We start from the raw sequence: 21731 nt of genomic DNA, 5'->3' as shown, positions 1-21731 counted from the left end.
GTACAGGGTTATAGACCCGGCCCGAAGCGGAAACTCATCGCAAGGAATTACTCAAGCCGACAACGCAGAGTCGAGCATCGGCCAGGAGCGAACGAGTTCGTCGCGCCAGTACGGCCAACCGTGCGTCCCCACCGGTTGAGCGCTGCGGGTGACATCGACTCCGCGATCGCGCAACACCTGCGCGATCTGGTCGGTGCACAGGTTCGATCCCAGTTCCATGACCCCGCCAACGACCAGTACCCGGCCCAGGGCAGGAGTATCGAGAGTTTCGTGCGGGCCTGGTAGTCCCGATCCCGAGGCGAGATACACCTTGGTGCCGCGCAGCTTGTCGGCATTGGCGAAAATGTCGTGCTCTTGCCAAGCCTCACTGCCGGCCGGACCCCACATCTGCTCCGAACGGGCATTTCCGTTGATGACCACAAGATCGGTCAACGCCTTGCCGAATCCTCCGACGGTTGTGTAGCAGCCGCTGTAGCCCGCGACCGCGTCGTACAACCCGGCCGAGCGTTGGGCCAGGATCAGCGCGGCCTCTGCACCCATCGAGATCCCGCCGATTGCGTTGTGCCCGTTGGTTGCGAACCTCGTGTCGATCAGTGAGGGAAGCTCTTTCGTCAGGAACGTCTCCCATTTCAGACGACCGAATTTCGGGTGGTCTTCCTGCCAATCGGTGTACATGGTGCCGGTTCCACCGATGGGGAGTACGACGTTCACGTTCTTGTCGGCAAAGAACGGGACGATATCGCCGTTAGCCGGAGCCAGCCAGTTGTTCTCTTCGATCTGCCCGGAATTGCCGTCCAGGAGATACAGCGTCCCGCGCGGTTCCGAGCGGTCGGCAGGAAGCAGTACTTTCACCTGCATGGTGCGCCCCATGGCGGGACTCGCGACGTCGAGAAGAACCAAGCGCGAGGACAGTTCGGTGACACTCGTTACCTTCGGGGTCTCGTCGGCGAGCGCGGTCGAGGGCAACGCAAGTAGTGAAATCAAGGCGAGCGCGCCGACGAGAACGACGCTTCGAAGGCTTGCTCGATGGGGCCTCACACGCCGAGCGACGCGGCGATCATCGGCCACGAGTCGTGTAAGTCGTCTTCCCAGTATCCCCATGAATGCGTTCCTGCCGGCTTGAAGTTGTAGCGAATGTTGTTCATACCCAATGCGTTCGTCCTGTCCGCAAGCTGGGTGGTGCAGTAGTGAGTTGCCGCCTCGATTCCGCCACCGAGTACAAGCTGCAACGCCAAATCTGTGACGTCGTTGTCGATCCGTGGATCGGCAAGCGTGTCGTACGGACCCGGAATCCCGGTTGCGGTAGTGATGTACATCGGGATTCGAGGTAGCTTGTCCGCGTTGACAACCGGATCGTGAGCCGGCCAACCCGGGCCATCGTACGGACCCCACATGTTCTCCGCGTTGCCACCACCCACTGCGACCACGAGTTTCACGAAGTCCTGACCGATGCCTGGACTCGTCATCGCACACCCGCTGAAGGACCCGACACTGTTGTACAGCGCGGGCGCCGCCATAGCCAGATCCAGTACCGACGTGCCTGCCATCGACAAGCCTGCCAGGGCGTTCTCGCCGGTCGTCCCGAACGTCGAATCAATGACTGGCGGTAGTTCTTCCGTCAGGAACGTGGTCCACATGTTGACCCCGTTGTTGTTGCCGGATTTCGCGAGGCCGGGGTCCGGCCGCTCCCAATCGGTGTAGTAGCTGAATGCTCCACCGAGAGGGGTGACCACGTTGACGTGCTTGTCCGCGAAGAACTTCGGTGCATCGGTCCGCACCGACCACGTCGCGTCGTCTTTTCCTCCGTCCACTCCATTGAGTAGGTAGAGCGTCGGAGCGGGCGTCGAGGTATCAGCCGGCCGCAAGACCTGCAACGGAATGTCGCGCCCCATCGACGGTGAGTACACCGAGATGTCGACCAGCCTGCTGTCCACCGACTGAGCGTGACCCGGTGCCGTGAGGACCTGGAGCCCACATACTGCCGTGGCCAACGCCACGAAGACGCGGAAAACCGTTCGCAAAGCACGAGTCTCGATCATCCGGGTCACTCTCTTCGGCAGCGGAACCTTTCGAACGGTACCGGCTGAAAGAGGCAAACCCGACGTGATCGGAAAAACTCGATCCGGTCGACACGGAAAGGCTCACGCACCGAGTGCGTGAGCCTTTCTCGTCAGACGACGCTTACTTGGGCGTAACCGTGCCGCCACTGAGCTCGGTCAGCGAATTGAAGAATGCGGTGCCGACGTTGTTGACAGCCGTGATGACGTTCCCCACGATTTCGAAGGATCCCATGAAAACTCCTACAGTTGTTTAGGTCTCGGTCACCCGAGCGGAAGTTGTGTGGTCGAACGATCCGATTCCAGCGAGCAGGATCAGAGGAGGGGCTTGAGGCTGCCCGTGTTCGTCTGAACCGAACCGATGAAGGTTTCGAACAACTGGTCGCCGGCACCGACCGAGCCGAGGCCCTTGAGTGCAAGTTCGACGATCGACATCAGTGAACCCATGTGAATCTCCTAGAGAAGTCAGAGGTCAGCTACCCAAAGCACCCGACAGTGCTGTGACAGCTGCGTCACATCTGTAATGTATCCGTGACGTGGGTAACAGTAATCATACGAACGACCAGTTGGCAAAGGATTCCGACAATGGGGTCATTATTTCGACTAATAAGGTCTGCTACTGAAAAAATTCCGGCCAATCGGTCGAATTTCACCGATTCTGTCGTCTCATCGATCAACCGCCCCAAATCCTGCGGTTACCCACCAGTAAACTGAAATCATGTCTAGCGCAACCTCACTCACGCAGGTAGCTAATTTCCGGTGGCACCGCCATCAACTCGACCGAGCGGCTGCCGGTGACGCCGATCACAGCGATTGCAGCATTCTCGATCTCGGGATTCAGAACACCGGACCTGACGGAGCCGCCTGGGCCCTGCGGATCCGCGGCGTCCGCGGCGACGTCACCGAGCTCGCTCTTGCCTGGACGTTGCGCGGCGCTCCCCACTATTACCGTCGGGGCGACCTGCCTGCCATCGCCGTCGCCACGTCGCCGTTCAGCGAAGCCGATGCAGCCAAGCGCATTTACGACGCGAATCGGCCCCTGAAGGCCGCCGGCATCCCGACGCTGAGTGCCCTGCAAACAGTTGCTACTGCGATGCGGGACATCGTCTCGAAACCAACCGTAAAGGGCGAGATGTCCGCGCAATTGACCACGCGAGTCACCGAGCCCTATTTGAGATTCTGCCGCCCGTGCAACGCCACTCATCTGTACGAGATGCCGTTCCGGCTCGCGGCACTCCAGGCAGGCCTCGAACTACAGCCGGGCACATCTCCCCCAGTGCTCGAACGCATTCCGGGTTGGCGGCGACGCCCGTACACCTCCACGGCAGCAGACGCCGATCCCCGCTTCGACGTGATCCGCGGGTATCTGCGCTTCTACGGCCCCGCCACTCCTGCTCACATCGCGTCGTTTCTCGATGCTCCGGTCAAGGACGTCAAAGCCCACTGGCCCGTCGATGCCGAGGAGATCGAGGTGAACGGCGAGAAGCGGTGGATTCTCGAACAAGACCGCGAAGACTTGCTCGGCTCCCCCTCCGATTCGAGTACGCGCTTGCTCGGGCCTTTCGATCCGTATGTACAGCTCAAGGATCGGGAGACCCTGGTGCCCGATCCGGCCGCCCAGAAGACGGTGTGGCCGACCCTCGGGCGACCGGGCACGGTGGTGGTCGGCGGCACGATCACCGGACTGTGGCGACCGCGGGCGTCCGGAAAGAAGCTGAAGGTCGCGATCGCCCCGTGGGGAACGTGGTCACGATCGGCCCGCGCAGCAGTGGCCGAGCAGGCCGAAATACTTGCCGAATTTCGCGGCGTCGAGCTCTCCGAACTGGTCGAAGTATCTTGATCGAGCCAGTGGCATCCGGATAATTCCAGCTCACACCCGCCCCGATTCGGAGAAGGAAACCCCCAACGATAACCTGAATGCGACCCTCGCACGCACCCTTGTTCAGGAGAGATGATGGCCGACTTCCTCTATGAGGACCTGTTGCCGATCGGTGATGACACCACCGAGTACCGATTGCTCACCACCGAAGGGGTGTCGACAGTCGAGGGACCGGACGGCCGCACCTTCCTGCAGGTCGAGCCGGAAGCGATGCGCTTGCTGACCGAAACGGCGCTGCACGACATCTCTCATTACCTGCGCACGGATCACCTGACGCAACTCGCGAGCATCCTCGACGATCCCGAAGCGTCGAACAACGACAAGTTCGTCGCGCTCGATCTGCTCAAGAACGCCAATATCGCCGCTGCCGGCGTTCTGCCGATGTGCCAGGACACCGGAACCGCCATCGTCATGGGCAAGCGTGGACAGCACGTACTCACCCCCGGCGACGACGAGAAGTCCATTGCCCGCGGTGTCTACGACGCCTACACGCGTCTGAACCTGCGCTACTCGCAGAACGCCCCCATCACGATGTGGGACGAGAAGAACACTGGCAATAACTTGCCCGCGCAGATCGAGCTGTACGCCGATACTGCTGCCGGACATGAGAACTCGTACAAGTTCCTCTTCATGGCCAAGGGCGGCGGCAGCGCCAACAAGTCCTACCTGTACCAGGAAACCAAAGCGATCCTGAACCCCGACTCGATGATGCAGTTCCTCGAGGCAAAGATCCGCTCACTCGGCACTGCTGCCTGCCCGCCGTACCACCTCGCGATCGTCGTCGGCGGCACGTCGGCCGAGTTCGCGATGAAGACGGCGAAGTACGCGTCGGCACACTACCTCGACGAGCTCCCCACCGAAGGCGCCATCACGGGCCGCGGCTTCCGCGATCACGAACTCGAGAAGAAGGTCTTCGAGCTCACGCAGAAGATCGGCATTGGCGCACAGTTCGGCGGTAAGTACTTCTGCCACGACGTCCGCGTCGTTCGACTCCCCCGCCACGGCGCTTCATTGCCCGTCGCCATTGCGGTGTCGTGCTCGGCCGATCGACAGGCGAAGGCCAAAATCACGCCGGAGGGCGTGTTCCTGGAACAGCTCGAATTCAACCCGGGCCGTTTCCTGCCCGAGGTCACGGACGCTCAGCTCGACGAAGAGACCGATGGCATTTCGGGTACCGGCAAGGGTGCTGCGGTCAAGATCGACCTCACCAAGCCGATGGCCGAGATCCTCGCCGAGCTTTCCAAGCACCCGGTGAAGACTCGTCTGTCGCTCACCGGTCCGCTCGTCGTGGCACGCGACATCGCGCACGCCAAGATCAAAGAGCGTCTCGACGCAGGTGAAGAGATGCCGCAGTACCTCAAGGATCACCCGGTGTACTACGCCGGCCCAGCCAAGACGCCCGACGGTATGGCGTCGGGTTCGTTCGGCCCGACCACGGCCGGCCGTATGGACTCGTACGTCGAGCAGTTCCAGGCCGCCGGTGGCTCGATGATCATGCTGGCCAAGGGAAACCGTTCCATGCAGGTTACCGACGCCTGCAACACCCACGGAGGTTTCTACCTCGGATCGATCGGTGGGCCGGCGGCTCGTCTGGCACTCGACTGCATCAAGAAGGTCGACATCCTCGAGTACGCCGAACTGGGTATGGAAGCCGTCTGGAAGATCGACGTCGAGGACTTCCCCGCGTTCATCGTCGTCGACGACAAGGGCAACGACTTCTTCGCCCACACCGGTGAAGTGACCCTGACGATCGGCAAGCGTCCGGGCCTGTAGACGCGTCAGCAGCAAAGAGCCCCGGCGAGTTTCGATCGCCGGGGCTCTTTTGTGTCTTGTCAGGTCCAGAGCGCAGCCACGAATACGGTTACGATCGACAACCCGCCGACGACGTGCACCAGATTCGGATTGGGTTGCCCCTTCTTCTGCTTCGCCCGGGTGATCTCGGCCAGCGCCACGATCACCAGCGAAAGCACCAGCTTCACAGCGATTTTCGCGTGAATGTAGTTCTTGTCCAGCGCGCCTTCGCCCAAGCCGACGATGATCAGGCCGGACACGAACTGCATCCTGGCACCCCACACCATGACCTCGGTGATCGAAGGAGCCTTGAGGACGGTGAAGTAGCTACCGACCAGGGCAGCCATACCGAGTAGGTGAATCACTACAAAAACGTTGTATAGAACAGACATACAAGCACTTTAACTTGTACCTTGTTCTGGCCGAACGGAACTGCGACTTCTCTCAGAGAAGTCCGGCTTCGGATGCGGCGGAACGATATTTCGCTGCCAAGGTGTCCACCGTCTCGTGTGCGTTGAGGCCACTGGGATTGGGCACGATCCACAGTTTTGCCCCCTCGAAATCACGGTCTTGGCGCCCGGCCTTCGCCTTCTTGTCACCGAAAGCTGTTCGATAGGCGGTGATCCCGGCGAAGGCAACTACTTTCGGTTTTGTCGCACGCACGACCGCCCGCACCCGCACTCCCCCGGCGGCAAGCTCCTCCGCCGTCAACTCGTCGGCTCTGGCCGTCGCGCGAACGGCGAGATTGGTGATACCGACGCCGCGATCGATCAGGTGCTGCGTATCGGCGTCCGACATACCCGCGGAAGGATCGATCGGACGCTCGATGATGCCTGCCCTCAGCAGTGCCGGGTAGAACCGATTACCCGGCCTGGCGAAATGCGCGCCGGTCGCCGCCGTCCACAGTCCCGGATTGATACCGACGAACAACAGACGACAATTCGGCCCGATCAGATCCTCGATCTCGGCGTCTCGGAATGATTCCAGTTCGGCGCGCGTGAATCCCATGCTGCCAGTACATCAGGCCGTCACGACAGCGCTTCGCGTACCTCGTCGATCGCGTCGTGCATCATCTGCTCGTACACGTCGATGTCCGGGATCGAGGCCGGACTGCTGGTGATGCTGATCGTCACCGTGTCTCCGATCCCGTGTACGCCGTGGGTCAACGACATGACCGGTGACAAACTCGGGAAGCCCGCTGTGAACCGAACGACGCCGCCTCCGAGCACCAGATCCGCGTCACCGCGCGCGACACTCGACACCACGGTGTTGCCGGTGACCTCGTCGGGCACTGCCGTGAAATCGTATTGCTGCACGCCCCAACGGACCAGCGGGCCGGGAACCGCGTTCAGCGCGAGATCCGACGCTGCGCTGGACGGATGGGATGCCCGTGCGCGACGCTCGTCCGTCGACGCCTTGATCCGTTGAGCTCGCTCACGGAGGTCATCGATATCCGGGAACAGTCCGACACCTGCATTGCGGAAGTGGTTGCGCGCCGTGGGTGTACCCGCCTTGGCGATGGTCACCTCAGCTCCCAGTTCCGGCGGTACCGAGCCGTCTCGCTGGGTGAGGTAATTCGCCATCGCTACCGAGATGGCTGTCATCGCTCCGACTGTGACGGATACGCCGTCGCCACGGAAATCTGCGCTGTCCCGCACGACCATGCGCACCAGTCGGTGAGGTCCAGGCGGGATGTTGGAGCGCACCTTGGGACGGCTCGCCGCCTGCGGCGCAACAACTCCCGATTCGGTGTCCGCCTGCAGCTGTAACTGCGCTCGGTGCCCCGCCCGGCCGTCGCGGAACAGCGAAACAAGTTGACCCGGAAGGCGCAGGGCGGCGCGGCCCAGAATCTCGGCTGATCCGCTACGCCGCACGTCCGTCTTCTGCTGCGCGGGCGGTTGCGGCGAGAACAGCTGGCGAGCAATCGCCGACGCGCGTTTGCCGTCCGCCAGAGAATGAGCGACCTGCAGAACTGCGATCAGCGCCGGGCCGCTACAACGCGGCGCGCCGGTGACGCCGTGGAACAGGTGAAGCGTCCACGGGGACTCACGCGGGTCGACGTGGTTTTCGAGAAGCTTTTCGATTCCGTGAATACACGATGGCCACGAGTCATCCGGCAGCTCATGCACTCTCACCAACGAGGCATCGACCGGCATGGGATCCCAGAGCGGATAGTCGAGATGCCACGGTGATTCACGAATCCGAACATTGAGATCCGGAATGAGCGACGCTCGTTCCACCACCGAGCGTCGTAGCTCGTCGATCGACTGGCTCTGCCCGCCGAAACAGTAGAGCAGTAGTTGATCGTTGGGGATCTTCTCCGAAATCCAGAAGGTTTGGGCATCGGTGGGCGTCATCCGTAACACCGGGAGACGGTACCACCGGCTCGTCAGCCCTTTTCGGCAGCAGCTTTCAGCTGGGACAGGCCCTTCTCGAAATCCTTTCCGACGAGCTTGTCCATGCTGAAGATGAAACCGAAGATCTTTAAGAACAGATTCTTCTTTCCAGTCATCTTCCACGTCACCTGAACTTCACCGGCATTGGGAGAGGCACCGGCATTCGGAGAGATGAGAAAGGTGGTGACGTTCTGTGCCTTGAACGGCTTGAGGAAGGCCAGGTCCAAAACTACGCGTTCGTCTGGGACGGATTCGGTTATCACCATCGAACCGGAGCCTGCCTTCTTGTTTCCGGCCCAGGCGTACGAAGCCCCGACGCCCGCGTCAGGACCCGCGTACGTGCGCTGCATTGCCGGGTCGAGACCTTCCCAGGGCGACCACTGCGTCCACTGGTGGAAATCGTTGATCAACGCGAAGACGACCGATGCTTCTGCCTTGACGATCGTCGTACGTTCTACCAGGAATTCGTCGGAATTCTGCGAAGCCATCGTCGATCTCCAATTCTCGGGCGTGACAAGTGTTCGGAATTATCCACGGTCGACGAGATCGGGGCGAGTCGACACTCAGTCGCGCAGACACAGGCAGAAGTGGTGACCGACCGGGTCGCGGTAGACGCGGAAAGTCTGATGCTCCGGGATGCCGGTCACCCGCTGCGCACCCAGGCTGATCACCCAAGCCTCCGCGGGGTCGAGAGAATCGACGAGCAGATCCAGATGGATTCCGACGCCGGATGTCGGCCAGTCGACCGGAACAAAATCCGGAGCAAGCTGAAACGCGAGCCGCTCGCCGGCGGGTCCTTCGATCACGTGCCAATCATCTTCGTCCCGAACGCTTTTCCAGTCGAGGACCTGGACGTAGAAGTTGGCCAATGCAGCCGGATCCGGGCAGTCCAGGACTGAGTAGTCCATACCGATGTTCGGACGCGTCACTGAGCCTTCTTCTCCTGAACTTTCTTACGCACGAACAACAACGGAAGCACCAGCGTCGCAAGTGCTGTTACCAGCCACACGACGACTGTTCCCAGAATCCACGTCGAGACACCGGAGATCGACAGATTGGAGAAGAGCGACGCCACCAACAGAGCGACAAACGTCGACACCAATCCGATTCCGCCGAGAAATGCTGGTGCGTGGCGCTTTGCCACTGTCGCGATGAACGGCGCCAGGACCGACTGCGCTATCGCAAAGATCACGACCGCAACGATGAATCCGGATGTGGGCGCCGAGAAGCCCGAAAGAATCAACGACGCAACAAGAAGCCCGACAGCGGCAGAACCCAGGAAGATCGCGGCGCGAATCAGGAAGCTGATCATTTGTTGATCCTATATGTCGGATATCGAGCAGAACAGATATTCACAATCCCAGAGATTCCTGCACCTCTCGCAATGTACGGGCAGAAGATCGGAGCCCCGAAGCCTCTTTTTCTGAGAGCGGTACCTCGAGGACTCGACCGGCACCCGCACGACCGACCATCGTGGGAAGGGACAGGCAAACGCGATCGAGTCCGTGGACACCGGTCTGCAAGGTCGATACCGGAAGAACCCGTTGTTCGTCCCGCAACACGACTTCCGCGATGAATGCGCTCGACAATCCGATGGCGAGGTTGGTCGCACCCTTTCCTTCGATGATCTCGTAGGCACTCTCGACCACAGACTTCGCGACACTCGCGCGTAAGTCGGGGCCGAGGACGCCGCCCGACGGTCCCACGAACGAGGTTGCCGGCACTCCGCCGATGGTTGCGCTCGACCAGAGCGGAATCTCGGAGTCCCCGTGCTCGCCGACGATGAAGGCATGGACGTTCTCGACCGCGACTCCGAGTTCGGTGGCCAGCAGGAATCGCAATCGGGCCGTGTCGAGCACCGTCCCCGATCCGAAAATTCGGCTGCGGTACGACGGTCCCGCAGCCTGGATCGCTGCGTAGGTCGCCACGTCGACCGGGTTGGTGACGAAGAGTAGAACCGCGTCCGGTGACACCGCCAATAGTTGTTCGGTCAGAGTCTGTGCAATCTTGACGTTCACCGCGGCAAGTTCGAGCCGCGACTGGCCGGGATGCTGTTTTGCGCCCGCGGTGACGACGACCAAGTCGGATCCCGCGGTGACCGAGATGTCATCACCTCCCTCGACGGTGCACGGCGGTGTGAACTGGGTTCCGTGGTTGAGATCGAGAACTTCGGCGCGGACCTTTGCACTGTTGGTGTCGTAGAGGGCGAGCGCGTCGGCTGATCCGCGTATCAAGCACGCGTACGCAATCGCAGTGCCGACGCTTCCCGCACCGACAACGGACACTTTTCGCCTGGATGAACGATTCGGCGTCGTCATGGGTAAATGGTGCTCGCTCGATAACGATTTCGCAGCACAACGGATTGCCAGCCTCTTCTCAGGGTTTGGATGCCGGCCTCTCAGAATCGACGTGGATCATCGCTGGCATGGCTGAGGTAACCGTTCTTGCAGTTGGCGGCACCGGCGAATCCCACGTCGGCGACCACGGCGCGCGTGTGCGCGGACTCCTCAGTGCCGTCACCGACGAACTCGACAGTCGATTCGATTCTCGCTGGGTCGCCTATCCCGCGTCGTACGGCCCGGTCGCCGACGGCGGCCTGAGCTTTCGGCACAGCACCGCGATGGGTGTGAAGGCCCTCTCGACCGCAATCGCAGAGACAGACGGCCCAGTCATGCTGATCGGATACTCACAGGGATGCACCGTGATCCGCGCGGCACTCCCGACATTGACTTCTCCGACGACTTCTCCGACGCTGAACGGCGCCAACATCATCGGAGCCGGACTGATCTCCGATCCACAACAACCGACCGGCGTCATCGAAGGTTGCGAGGGACACGGAGTTGCCGGCGACGGACCCGAAGTCCAGCCGTGGATTCCGGTCAAGTGGATCGGGCACCCACAGGACATGATCTGTAATGCCAGCGACGACAGCTACATTCGCGACATCGCAGACTTGACGCGCTGGATGTCCTTCTCCCAGGCACGCGTGTGGGCACAAAAAGTTTGGGAACTACTTCGTAGCAATGCTTTCCAGAATGCGCAGAAGACTCGTTTCAGTCCGAAACAGTGGCGCACCGATCTACGACGCATTCGCACCGCGTTCCTCGAAGTCCTCGGCTATCTGCCGACGCGGTTGAACCTGAACCGCTTTCAGCTGGAGAACCCTCGCGGCGGTAGACACATCAGCTACGCGATCGAACCTCTCGACGAGAGCGGACTGACCGGGTGCGAGCTTCTGGCGTCGTGGATGAAGGTCCAGGCAAACGGCGTCGAGCAGCGCGTTCACGCAGCCTGACTTTTACCGTTAGTTTACCTAACGAACCCCGGCGAGCCATTCGACGCCCTTACGTTCCTTTCATGCAACTGAGCAGAATATTGTGGTGTGCCGCCGTGACCGTCGCACTCCCCCTCACCGCCCTGGCGACCCCGGCCGGCGCATCGCCAACCGGCAGTCTCGACTGGTCCGGTTCGTTCGGTAGTTCAGCTCCCCAGCCGGTTTCGACGTTCGACGTCCAAGCCCACCGTGGCGGGCTCGGCCTGTACACGGAGAGCAGCCTGGCCGCGTTCTCCAATGCTCTCGAAATGGGCGTCAGCACACTGGAACTCGATACCCAGATCACCGAGGACGGGATCGCTGTCGTCACGCACGATCGTAAGATCTCGAACAAGAAATGCCTCGACACCGAGCCCGCCACTACCGGCGACCCGGAGTTCCCGTACGTCGGCAAATTCGTCAACACGCTGAGCCTGCAACAGATCAAGACCATGGACTGTGGCACGCTCCCCCTTGCCGGATACCCTGAGCAGCAAAATGTTCCGGGAGCGAAAATGCAGACACTCGAAGAAGTGCTCGCTCTGGTGAAGTCGTACAACGCACCCGGAATCAAGCTCAACATCGAGACCAAGGTGGAAGCGGGAGCGCCCCACGAGACCGCCCCGCGTGAGCAGTTCGTCTCTGTAGTCCTCGATACGATCCGGGCAGCCGGATTGTTGGACAGCGTCACCATTCAGAGCTTCGACTGGGGCTCGCTCATGCTCACCCGTCAACTCGCGCCGAGTGTGCCCGTGGTCGCGCTCACCAACGGTGACTTTCTCCAGGTAGGCAAGGACGGAGCGTCACCGTGGCTCGGCGGTCTGGACATCGATGATTTCGGTGGCGACGGCATCGCGGCGGTGGCAACCTTCGGCGCCTCCGCCTACTCCCCTGTCCAAGGAACTCCCCAGGGTGGAAAGGTCGGCGACCCCGGCTTCGCCTTGTACCCGACAGCCGACATGATCGCGAGCGCACATGCGCGTGGCATGAAGGTCATCCCGTGGACCGTCGATGATCCCGCCACCATGCACGCCCTCATAGACCTGGGTGTCGACGGAATCATCACCGATTACCCTGACCGTCTCCGCGCCGTCCTGTCCGAGCGCGGTATGCCGCTACCAGCGCCTGCGGTCAAGAAGTAACCTCCACCGCGCACCGAAGCAGGTACCTGAACAGGTACTTCGGCCGATGTCCGCGGGGTGTCGCCGGACGCATCCTGGACAGGTACTTGCTCGGGTGATCGGAGGTGAATTCTGATGATGTCTTTGAAGGATCAGTTGGACAACTGCGAATACCTACTTGCCGACGCGGAAATGGCGGGTGACTGGAATGCTGTTCGGCGATTCAGGGAATACCGGCTGAGGCTCGTTCGACAACTGTGCAGGCAAAGGGCTGCCGGTCTCTGCGCCTAGAGTCCTCACGTCAGCCGTATCTGAACTGAGTCCCTCTGGGCGGTTACGATCCGCCGTCGCCCGAGTCACAGTCGGGTGCTCTCACCAATTGAGCTACAGAAGGTATGGACCGCAGTGCTTTTCGACTGCGATCTTTCTCTGCCGAACCATACGGGCCCACATCTCGCCTGCGCTACTGATTTTCGACTCGACGATCTCTGGTGATCACCGCTCCGAGTTGGTCCCCACGTCCCCGCGGGGACGTCTCCGGCCAGGCCGCACCGAATCACCGCTGACCAGCAGTCGATGGGATGATTACCTGTGTGTCCATGTCCCCACCGCTGCCCGTCAAGAACGGGGTTGGCCCGACGCGTCTACGCATCCCGCTCTCTGGGCCATGGACGACGATCGCCGAGTACGTCGTAGCCAAGTTCGACCATCTGGACGCCGAAAACCTGTATCGGCGGTTCGATGACGGCGAGTTCGTGGGTATCGACGGCCACCCGATCTGCCGGAGCACCGAGCTCAGCGCGCACCGGTTCGTCTGGTACTACCGCGAGTTACCGGCGGAGGACCCGGTGCCGTTCCGCGAGGAGATCCTGCACCTCGACGACGATCTCGTCGTGATCGACAAACCACATTTTCTCCCGACCACCCCCAGCGGGCGTTACCTGCGCGAGTCGGCGCTCGTCCGACTGCGGGTCCGCCTCGACAACCCAGATCTGACCCCGATCCATAGACTCGACCGCGGCACCGCAGGGGTGGTGATGTTCTCGGCCCGCCCCGCGACGCGCGGCGCGTACCAGTCACTGTTCGAGAAGCGGCAGGTCACGAAGGTCTACGAGGCGGTGTCGGCGCGACCGTCCCGGTGGGGCCAGGATGCGCCAGCGCTCGACGTCCCTCTCGTTTACCGCAACCACATCGAAGCTCGACGCGGCGAGTTGCGGGTCGTCGTCGACGACAGCCGTGAACCCAACTCCGAGACCACGATCGAGGCGCGAGGGATGGGCGTGAGCGCCTCCGGACGTGCTGTGCTGCACACGGTTCTACGTCCGCAGTCCGGACGGATGCACCAGTTACGGGTGCATCTGGCAGCTCTCGGCGCCGGGATCCTGGGCGACCGGCGATACCCCGACCTGCTTCCCGACGCCCCGGACGATCATTCCCTCCCACTCCAATTGCTCGCGAGGGAACTCGAATTCACCGACCCGTTGACTGGGAGAGCGCGGCGGTTTGTGACACGTCGGACGCTCAGCGAGTTGCCCGTGGGGTGAGGACCAGAAGCCGGATTTAGACGTTGAAGCGGAATGTGTTCTCGTGCGTTGACTAGAACTGACTAGACAGGGCAATCCTCTTGACCTGCGAAAAGGTACGTTTCCTTTGTTGGCGAGATTGGGCATGTTTCGGGCCTACTGCGTACCCTCTGCGTACCAGAAGCGAGATTTCCAGAGGATGCGGACAGTGTCTTCCATTCATAACTACGCCTCATTTGAAGCTGGAAATCCCTAGCTGTAGTCGCGCGGCATAGCCTCCGAAATCTAATCCGTGCCGTCGTACCGAATCAATGGAAACCTGGGTGAATGCCGTGGTCCGTATCCGGCCTTCCATCGACCAAATTTCACGCGATCAACGGCGGGGCGATCGTCAGCATTCCCACTCAACTGACGCTGTAGCGTATTGGCGTCCCGCGTCCGGGCAGCCTTGGCCAATGATCCGGAATCGCGAAATAGTTGAATCGCGTTCTCTGCGATCTCCCGGACCCGGGCGAGTTCGTTGCGCAGCGCGACGACATCGTCGGTGACTGCGCGACCTCGTCGCCCGCACCAATCGAGGACAAGTTCGTAAGCGTCGTCCTCGAAGCCTTTATCCTGTGGATGGACAGCCGGCACATAGTTATTGGTGACCATTCGAACGACATCGTCGGTGTGGACTTCCGCGAGTCGCCGGCAGATCCGTTCAGTTGTTGGCCAACTCACGATCAATGCATCATCGTCAGTGAAACTGAGTGGATCGTCGAAGAACTCCACACCGACGTTCAGTAGCGCCGCGAGCGCGTCGACGTCGAAGATCCAAGCGACACCGGATTCCTTGTTGATTCCGACACTGGCCACCTTAGCCTCAACGGCAACCCCGAACACCAGCTCGGCCGCCCATACTTCGTCAGAGCCGCGCAGGTTTGGAATGATCGCCGCCCAATTGCGTTCCCAGGCCAGAAAGTCGCCTCTGTCCCTCCAATAGCATTTCAGCCGCGTGGCCGGAACCCAGTCGCGTTGCCCCTCAAACGATTCATCGACCCAGCGCACATTGATGCGCTGATGCTGCCTTCTCTTTACACCAAGCTTGAGAATCTCCACCTCGGCAAGAGGGTCCTTCGGGCGTGACCGATGTGCAAAGTGGTCGCCTACCTCAGGCTTGGGCCATCTCATCATCCGATGCTCCATCGACTGCCCGCCGTATGCAACCACATACTTCTGCATTTGCTTCGGATTCGGGAGAGTCGCGACGGTCCTGTAAGACCTACCGCGGCACAGGTAATTTCGTCCTCATGACGAAAGCTGCGATCGCTGCCGAGATCCCGCAAAGCCCGAAACAGATTGCTTTCCTACTTGGGTGGCAAGGGGCGGGCTCCTACACGAGTCCGTCGTACGACGCAGTGGTGCGCGCTTGTCAAAATGGCGAACTCAGGGCCCGACAGGCCGGTGGACGAAAGAGTCGATGGCTGATCCTGCCCTCTGATGCGATCGCCTGGCGCCGCGGTGGCCTCTAATTCAAATGAGGTTGACTCGGACAATGACCGAAATGGAACCTATCAATATTCCCGGGAACGTCGTCGAGGCACTCCGCATGATCGTCCGCGAACTGACGCAGAATCAGCCGGTTCCCATGGACCCAACGCAAGTGACGCCGACCGGAATCGAGCAAATCCCTCCCGGCCCGCGTCTACTCAACGCGGTTGAGGCAGGAAAGGTTCTGGGAATACATGCGATCACGGTCCGGCAACTCTGGAATGCAGGGGAGCTCAAATGCATCCAGATTGGTCGCGGCCGCAAGGTATCGACGATGGAGATTGAGCGCTTCATTGGAGCGAACGAGCAGTTCAGTCGCTGACGGCCGTTCTTTCGACGAGACGGCCCCATATAGCGATGGGGTGGGTCGAGCTCGGTGTGTATCTCGTTTCTATACCTCGTGTCGCGTTTATGTGAAGACGCAGCCGCAAAATGCTGCATCATTGACTTATGGCAAAAAGCAGGGGCCGAAAGTCTCCCCACAGAGGCCCGAAATTGAAAGACATCGAGTGGATTACTGTCCACTACGACGGCGTTTCCCCTCAGTTGAAAGCGGAATTTGAACGAGTACGCGGCCTACCTCGAATCCTTGAGCTTTACCAAGAACCTGGGCTGATCCATGGCCGAGTGAAGGCTGTGGAGACAACTGTCAGCGACATCGTTCCGCCTCAAACTCGCGTCCGTATCTGGATCTCAGCGGACATGGCAAATACGCTCAACCGAATCAATTCAATTGCAAGGGAAGATGATTCACCTTACGATCGGCAGCGGGGCGCCAATTTGGCGGCTGCGAAAACGGTCGTGCACTCAGACGGAAGCTTTGACATCGTTATCGACTACCTCCGATTTGCCAGCTTCGAGGGACAGTCTCCCGACGAAGTTCTGCGCATCACCGCCACAGTGGAACACCTAGCGGCGCACGAGCCTCAACACATCTTGATGCATCAGCGCCAGACAGACTCGAGCTACCTTGACCTCCTGGGCGAGTCGGCAACCGTGAACGACATCGTGGCGGGCTTTGCAGAGGCGGTGGACGAATACAGATGCGAACTCGCAGCCAACCGCATTGTGGTCAGCGGATACCCAGCGGACGAGTCCCTCGATGACGATATCCAGCACTTCCGTGCAGCACTTAACGAGGCAGTTCAACTCATTCCGGAAGACCGGTGGACAGCATGCATCCGTACACTTACTGCAGCTAAAGAGTTCGTCAAAGCGCTCGCCTACATGGCAGCCCTGTATGTCGCCGAGGACCGTGACCCACTACCGCCAAGCGCACCTGAAGACTGGCATCGATACACCGCTACTTTTTGGCCCGACCTACTCAACATCCTGAGGTCAATTCCCTCATCAGACCGCGACGTCGACACCGGCGAGCTAGCCGCTGCGATCTACCAGGGGGCAGCCAGGATGCTCGACTGGCTCGGCGAGATCGGAGTGACTTATGAAGTAGACGCCGCGGGACAACGCTCCTGCTGGTGGCAATCCGCGCATCCGTTCTAGCACTGGGTCGCGGGAGAATTAAGCCCTTCCGTTGGCTCCACACTTCTCGCGATCGGCATCGCCTTGCTATTTTTCGGCGGGTACGGCGCGTGGCCGTATTTCGCGCTCGCGATCGGCCTCTACATCCTGTACCGAGCAAACACGGTGGAGAGTCGAGCTGCCCGAAAGCAGCGCCGTGCAGATCGCCGAGCCGCGCGCACTCAGGCCGGAATGTCCTCACCCTGGGAGAATTTGTTCGGCTAGTTCCACCGCGACTTCTGCGGGCTCGCACCGGAGCATTCAGGCGTCCGGATCGTCTCGCCGCACTGTCGGCAGTAGTGGGTCCGATGGCCGCCGTTGTGAGCGGTTGTGCAGCCGCAGACTTCCCAGCCGACGAGGCATGTGTTCGCCGCCAGCGGGTGCCCGTTCGGGCAGTGTTGTGGGGCTCGTTCTGTCGACCGCATACTCCAAGATTCGCACACCTGTTCGACTAGTGGTAGCGTCTGCTCCGCGGGGTCCGGAGGGTAAGGGAAGACCAGCCGGGCCCTGCCAATAGGCATTCGTTCGCGGCGCGAAGTAGCATCGCCCGGTGCGCGTTGCACCCCCCCGCGGCGCGTACCTGGCCCGCTCGACGAGCCCCCCCGATTTAGCTCGAGCGGGCCACCTGTGGACTGTGCGTCTTTTCCTTAATCGGATTTGGGCGCACACGGCCCGCCTGGTTGTTACTGATGAGCGATCGGGCGGGCTGCCGAGAACTGCGTGTCGAGACTGGGGAGCGGTACGACACGCGCGCCCACCGAGTACGGCACAAGAAATGCTCGGTGGGCACCTCCTCGATGATCAGCGGGCTCACCCCTCCTTCGGTAAAGTTAGAACGGCATCCGGCCTCCAACGTCGATGCACGCCTTACCCACAATGTGGTCACGCGCAGGTCGAGTGAGGCAACCAATCTGGTCCGCCCGTTCGTTGCTGACTAGCGAACGGGCGGACCGCCCATGTTTGCAAAGCGAACGGCCGGGGCACCTCCGGTTTGGTCCGCCGGAACGAACCCCACCTGATCTCCGGCGGACCACTGATCTGCGTGTCGAACTTTCATCGGTCCCGACACGCATGGTCCGCCGACTGGATGTTCACAGCTACCGTCGGCGGACCGCCAAGACCGCGCGCCCGTCCCCGACAGTTCGAGCGCGCCGCCCACCGAGCTGCGGTCACGCTCCGCGCCGGTGGGCGCCTTGGCGGCACGGCGAGCATTCCGTCTGGTTTGATCTGTGCATGAAACGACTCCTGCTCGCGCTCACAACACCCGCCGTGCGGCCAATACACAGGTCGGGCGTAACTTCGGCCGGCTCCCCGAGGCGATCGACGCATGGATGGAATCGCGCCTCGGCCGAGGTACGCGGACGGATCTCGGAAACGTCTGAAAAGCGGTCACCGGGCGCGCGCCAGTCAGAACCGAAGGCTGGGTAGCCACCCGATTGACTAAAGCAGTCAACCGACCGGTCATGTCACGTTCATGAGATAAAGTGAGTTCTCCGCTCCACTGCTGCTCATCGGCCAATACTCTTGTCTGTGAGTGCTCGACAGGATGGATCTTTCGTTGGCTGAGGTAAGTACCGATCGCGGACGGCGCGCGGGAACTGTCCGGGCAGTCTTTACGCCTTCCGCTCCCGTTCGTGAGAAGCTCCTTTTCGCAGGCCGATCCGGCGAGATGAAGAGATTGCTCTACGCAATCCAGAACCGAGGGCAGCATGCTGTCATCTATGGCGAACCAGGCGTAGGCAAAACGAGTCTCGGCAAAACCATGATGAAGATTCTCACGATTCCGGGAATCACGGCGCTGTACGTCAGTTGCAACCAAACGGATGACTTCTCCTCGATCTGCCGAAAGGCGTTCGCCAAAGTCAATGTTGTGACCGAACAGGTGTCCATCGGTTTTTCGCCCGACTCACAATCCAAGAGCATCGCGCTCACCTCGATGCTGCCGAAAGGTGAGTTATCGCAAACTGACGTCGCCAATGTTTTCGAGCAGCTCTCCACCGGGGGCGACAATATCGTTCTCTTCATCGACGAGTTTGATCGAGCACGGGCCCGAGCACGCAGACCATTCGCAGAGCTGGTGAAGGCTCTCTCAGACGATGACTTGAGCGTGACGATTGTCTTCATCGGTGTTGCAGAAAACGTCGAACAGTTGATTGAAGCTCATCGGAGCACGGAGCGTAATCTCCACCAAATTCGCATGCCTCGAATGTCGCTCGACGAATTGATGGAAATCGTCACGAAGGGCCTCGAGACGGTTGAGATGTCGATCGAGCCGCTCGCGCTGCAGCGAATTGCGGTCCTCAGCCGCGGCCTGCCTCATTTCACTCATCTCGTCGCTCAACACGCAGCGGTCGGAGCAACCGAAGATGGCCGCACGGACGTGACCACCACGGATGTGGAGACAGGTGTCGAGAACGCCGTCGAACACTCCCATCACAGCCTTCTCAACACTTATCGAATCGCGATTGGCGGACGAAGTGACGGGTACCGAAACGTCCTCGTTGCATGCGCTCTGGCTGAGTGTGACGATCAGGGATGGGTTACTCCAGCGGCCATCCGTGATCAATTCGAGCTGCTTTCGTTGCCCGCAGCATCTTCAGTCACGCGGATTTTGGCGCAGTTGTGCACCGAATCACGAGGCCAGATCCTCTGTGTAACGGGTCCCGACCGGCGGCACACGTACCGCTTTACGAGTCCGCTCATGCAACCGTTCGTCGTCATGGCCGGAATCGTCCAGGGAATCCCGGTAGAGAGAGTTGCCAGATAGCGAAATCAATGCTATTGCGTCAACCATATTTTTGCCATACTATTGCCATACCGCTTCCATACCCCGGCCGTGGCCGGGCATTCGGGGACGGTCAAAGTTGGTGGTGACCAGCATAAAAAGGAGTAGTCGTGGCAAACGTCAAGGTGTCCGTCAACCTTCCAGAAGATGCCGTTCAGGCGCTTAAGGATATGGCAAAGCGCGATGGAACGACGATGACCGAAGCGCTGCGTCGTTCAATCAGTTTGCAGAAGTTCGTTGAGGAGCAGGAGGCAGATGGTGGTGCGATCCTAGTAAAAGACAAGAACGACGTCGTGCAGCGGCTTGTGATCCGCTGATCTTCTCGATCGGCGCTTAGGGGTGTCATGACCAGTTCAGAAGGTGTCCACCCGCGAGCATCTCCCAGTGGAGATGGCATTCCGTTGGAGGACCTGCGCGACTTGGGCAACGATGAGGTCGCCCAATATGCAACCGCAAGTCCGAACGATGACCAGGGGTCGAAAGTCGGGCCCAAGCTCGAAAATTACAATCCGTTGCCCGGACGCGACAACGTGCGAAAGCACATCGCCTACTGGCTACTGGGCATCGTTTCGGGCATTGTCCTTCTTTCATTTGTGCTGCTTGCAGCGCATGAGCAACTAAAGCTGCAACTCAGCGACATACGAACGCTCGTGGAGTTGCTCTTCGCCCCCTCAGTGACCTTGCTCGGTGCGGTTACTGGCTTCTATTACGCGACCCACAGCGACGAAAAGAAGTAGGGCAACCACAAAGGCCCCCAACCTCGAAAGGTTGGGGGCTTTGTCGTGAAGCAATCAAGAGATTGAAGATTCCACGAACGCGCGCGCTTGTGCCGGGGACTCTAGAAATGTCACGCCTGGAACAGTGTTTAGGTAGTCCTCGTAGATCGCACGGACCTTGCCGTTCGCGTTGTTGAAGGCGGCTACTTCCCGTCCGATCAACGTGGCCAAGATTGTTGCGTGAAGTCGATCGGTAACAACTACCTTGCCGTCTGACAGATTGGCGATTGCACGATTGACTGCTGCGGTGGAAATCTTCTCGTAGAACTTCGTGACCGTGGGTTGCAATCGCCTGCCGAGTTTCGGGAACTGCATCGCAAACGCAGCTGGGATATGCAGGTAGTGCCACTGAGGTGCGCTACCAATCTCCCAGTCTCGCTCGGTCGCAGTGACACCGCTTCCCGGCAGGTATCCATTCTCTGGGATCGACTCCGAATCAGCGCGCTTGAGGTACAACACATCTACCGCGGGGTCGCCTGCGGGCGCGAGGACGCCAACCCCAAATGCCAAGTCAGGACAGAACATAACCTTGCAGGTGGGGAACCAGTCGCGTGCCTTACGCAGGCTCACGGTGTCTCTGATCAGAATGGTCAGGTCCGGGTGAGCACCGAAGACTGATTTCGCCATCGCAAGGCGAGGCGACTCATCGGCAAAGTCCACGCTCTGGGGTAGTTGAATGATCTGTCGATCCGGGAAATCTTGGATGACGCGCTCTCGGAAATCCTGGTCGACTGTCCACCTGTCACCGAGGTTTCCGCCGCCGGTAAGCAGGATGGGGCCGTCTGGCACCAAGTCGCGAAGCAACTCGGCGTCGTACCGCAAAGGATCTGCGGTGTAGTTGATTTGAAGGCCCAGTTGTTTGAGGTACTTCAGTTGGCCTAGCCAGATCAGATGATCGCCTGCGTTGAAGTGATCCGGAAAATCGAGAAGCGCAACACTCTGCCCAGGTTCGAAGAGGGTTCGCAGGACCGTCAGCGTGTCGGCCTGAATTTTGTCGATCGCAGTTGTTTCCATTGCGAGAAGTATCTCCTGTTCG

General features: G+C 60.3%; 23 protein-coding genes and 1 tRNA gene. 11 read left to right on the top strand and 13 right to left on the bottom strand.

What is annotated here, in order from left to right; translation table 11 throughout:
• Positions 1-51: 51 nt before the first annotated feature.
• From AC2ETI_RS18955 to AC2ETI_RS18945, 3 genes are all read right to left on the bottom strand, one after another.
• The gene (locus AC2ETI_RS18955) at positions 52-1038 is read right to left on the bottom strand and encodes an alpha/beta hydrolase (protein WP_483634252.1); all 987 of its coding nucleotides are present in this window, start codon (positions 1036-1038) and stop codon (positions 52-54) included.
• Positions 1035-2039 (bottom strand): alpha/beta hydrolase, encoded by a 1005-nt coding sequence (locus AC2ETI_RS18950; protein ID WP_031331070.1) that lies wholly within the window; start codon positions 2037-2039, stop codon positions 1035-1037. The genes AC2ETI_RS18955 and AC2ETI_RS18950 overlap by 4 nt, the downstream gene beginning before the upstream one ends.
• A gap of 333 nt (positions 2040-2372) precedes the next feature.
• Positions 2373-2504, bottom strand: a complete 132-nt coding sequence (locus AC2ETI_RS18945; protein ID WP_255246888.1) for a hypothetical protein — start codon at positions 2502-2504, stop codon at positions 2373-2375.
• 271 nt (positions 2505-2775) lie between these two features.
• Between AC2ETI_RS18945 and AC2ETI_RS18940 the strand changes: the two genes are divergently transcribed.
• Positions 2776-3897, top strand: a complete 1122-nt coding sequence (locus AC2ETI_RS18940; protein ID WP_355332194.1) for a winged helix DNA-binding domain-containing protein — start codon at positions 2776-2778, stop codon at positions 3895-3897.
• A gap of 114 nt (positions 3898-4011) precedes the next feature.
• Positions 4012-5709 carry a fumarate hydratase gene (locus tag AC2ETI_RS18935; protein WP_069146466.1) on the top strand — a complete coding sequence of 566 codons (1698 nt, stop codon included), beginning with the start codon at positions 4012-4014 and terminating at the stop codon, positions 5707-5709.
• A 59-nt stretch (positions 5710-5768) separates the two neighbouring features.
• On the opposite strand, the gene AC2ETI_RS18930 is transcribed toward AC2ETI_RS18935, so the two are convergent.
• The 7 genes from AC2ETI_RS18930 to AC2ETI_RS18900 form a co-directional block, all read right to left on the bottom strand.
• Positions 5769-6119, bottom strand: a complete 351-nt coding sequence (locus AC2ETI_RS18930; protein ID WP_003945214.1) for a hypothetical protein — start codon at positions 6117-6119, stop codon at positions 5769-5771.
• Between the two features lie 52 nt (positions 6120-6171).
• On the bottom strand, positions 6172-6735 hold the full coding sequence (locus AC2ETI_RS18925; protein WP_020970240.1) for a mismatch-specific DNA-glycosylase: 564 nt from the start codon (positions 6733-6735) through the stop codon (positions 6172-6174).
• Between the two features lie 20 nt (positions 6736-6755).
• Positions 6756-8084, bottom strand: a complete 1329-nt coding sequence (locus tag AC2ETI_RS18920; protein WP_483634251.1) for a WS/DGAT domain-containing protein — start codon at positions 8082-8084, stop codon at positions 6756-6758.
• A 32-nt stretch (positions 8085-8116) separates the two neighbouring features.
• On the bottom strand, positions 8117-8611 hold the full coding sequence (locus tag AC2ETI_RS18915) for an SRPBCC family protein (protein ID WP_483634250.1): 495 nt from the start codon (positions 8609-8611) through the stop codon (positions 8117-8119).
• 75 nt (positions 8612-8686) lie between these two features.
• On the bottom strand, positions 8687-9052 hold the full coding sequence (locus AC2ETI_RS18910; RefSeq protein ID WP_019744551.1) for a VOC family protein: 366 nt from the start codon (positions 9050-9052) through the stop codon (positions 8687-8689).
• Positions 9049-9435 carry a phage holin family protein gene (locus tag AC2ETI_RS18905; RefSeq protein ID WP_019744552.1) on the bottom strand — a complete coding sequence of 129 codons (387 nt, stop codon included), beginning with the start codon at positions 9433-9435 and terminating at the stop codon, positions 9049-9051. The genes AC2ETI_RS18910 and AC2ETI_RS18905 overlap by 4 nt, the downstream gene beginning before the upstream one ends.
• Before the next feature lie 40 nt (positions 9436-9475).
• The gene (locus AC2ETI_RS18900; protein WP_021332766.1) at positions 9476-10441 is read right to left on the bottom strand and encodes an L-lactate dehydrogenase; all 966 of its coding nucleotides are present in this window, start codon (positions 10439-10441) and stop codon (positions 9476-9478) included.
• A 107-nt stretch (positions 10442-10548) separates the two neighbouring features.
• Between AC2ETI_RS18900 and AC2ETI_RS18895 the strand changes: the two genes are divergently transcribed.
• Positions 10549-11418 (top strand): PE-PPE domain-containing protein, encoded by an 870-nt coding sequence (locus AC2ETI_RS18895; protein WP_483634249.1) that lies wholly within the window; start codon positions 10549-10551, stop codon positions 11416-11418.
• A 95-nt stretch (positions 11419-11513) separates the two neighbouring features.
• Positions 11514-12578, top strand: coding sequence for a glycerophosphodiester phosphodiesterase family protein (locus tag AC2ETI_RS18890; protein WP_113683332.1), 1065 nt, complete (start codon positions 11514-11516; stop codon positions 12576-12578).
• A 300-nt stretch (positions 12579-12878) separates the two neighbouring features.
• Here the strand turns inward: AC2ETI_RS18890 and AC2ETI_RS18885 are convergent.
• Positions 12879-12951 (bottom strand) — tRNA-His (locus tag AC2ETI_RS18885).
• Between the two features lie 187 nt (positions 12952-13138).
• On the opposite strand from AC2ETI_RS18885, the gene AC2ETI_RS18880 reads away from it, so the two are divergent.
• Positions 13139-14101, top strand: coding sequence for a pseudouridine synthase (locus AC2ETI_RS18880; protein WP_113683161.1), 963 nt, complete (start codon positions 13139-13141; stop codon positions 14099-14101).
• A gap of 264 nt (positions 14102-14365) precedes the next feature.
• Here the strand turns inward: AC2ETI_RS18880 and AC2ETI_RS18875 are convergent, their stop codons facing one another.
• Positions 14366-15181 (bottom strand): hypothetical protein, encoded by an 816-nt coding sequence (locus AC2ETI_RS18875; RefSeq protein ID WP_483634248.1) that lies wholly within the window; start codon positions 15179-15181, stop codon positions 14366-14368.
• 436 nt (positions 15182-15617) lie between these two features.
• On the opposite strand from AC2ETI_RS18875, the gene AC2ETI_RS18870 reads away from it, so the two are divergent.
• The 6 genes from AC2ETI_RS18870 (at position 15618) to AC2ETI_RS18845 (ending at position 20656) form a co-directional block, all read left to right on the top strand.
• Positions 15618-15935, top strand: a complete 318-nt coding sequence (locus tag AC2ETI_RS18870) for a helix-turn-helix domain-containing protein (RefSeq protein ID WP_483634247.1) — start codon at positions 15618-15620, stop codon at positions 15933-15935.
• A gap of 173 nt (positions 15936-16108) precedes the next feature.
• Positions 16109-17116, top strand: a complete 1008-nt coding sequence (locus AC2ETI_RS18865; RefSeq protein ID WP_483634246.1) for a hypothetical protein — start codon at positions 16109-16111, stop codon at positions 17114-17116.
• Between the two features lie 1247 nt (positions 17117-18363).
• Positions 18364-18516: a hypothetical protein gene (locus tag AC2ETI_RS18860; protein WP_483634245.1), complete on the top strand. Its 153-nt coding sequence runs from the start codon at positions 18364-18366 to the stop codon at positions 18514-18516.
• Between the two features lie 164 nt (positions 18517-18680).
• Positions 18681-19901, top strand: a complete 1221-nt coding sequence (locus tag AC2ETI_RS18855) for an ATP-binding protein (protein ID WP_483634280.1) — start codon at positions 18681-18683, stop codon at positions 19899-19901.
• 128 nt (positions 19902-20029) lie between these two features.
• Positions 20030-20236: a ribbon-helix-helix domain-containing protein gene (locus tag AC2ETI_RS18850; RefSeq protein WP_483634244.1), complete on the top strand. Its 207-nt coding sequence runs from the start codon at positions 20030-20032 to the stop codon at positions 20234-20236.
• Between the two features lie 27 nt (positions 20237-20263).
• Complete coding sequence (locus AC2ETI_RS18845; protein ID WP_483634243.1) at positions 20264-20656, top strand: hypothetical protein; 393 nt, start codon at positions 20264-20266, stop codon at positions 20654-20656.
• Between the two features lie 54 nt (positions 20657-20710).
• Here AC2ETI_RS18845 and AC2ETI_RS18840 read toward each other — a convergent pair whose 3' ends face one another.
• Entirely contained in the window at positions 20711-21709 is a 999-nt protein-coding gene (locus AC2ETI_RS18840) for a polysaccharide pyruvyl transferase family protein (protein WP_483634242.1), read from the bottom strand.
• Positions 21710-21731 lie beyond the last annotated feature (22 nt).

The organism is Rhodococcus sp. MurmanLake-1, assembly GCF_056945715.1.
Note: the sequence above shows the minus strand (reverse complement) of the source record. Positions and strands in the feature narration are given on the sequence as shown.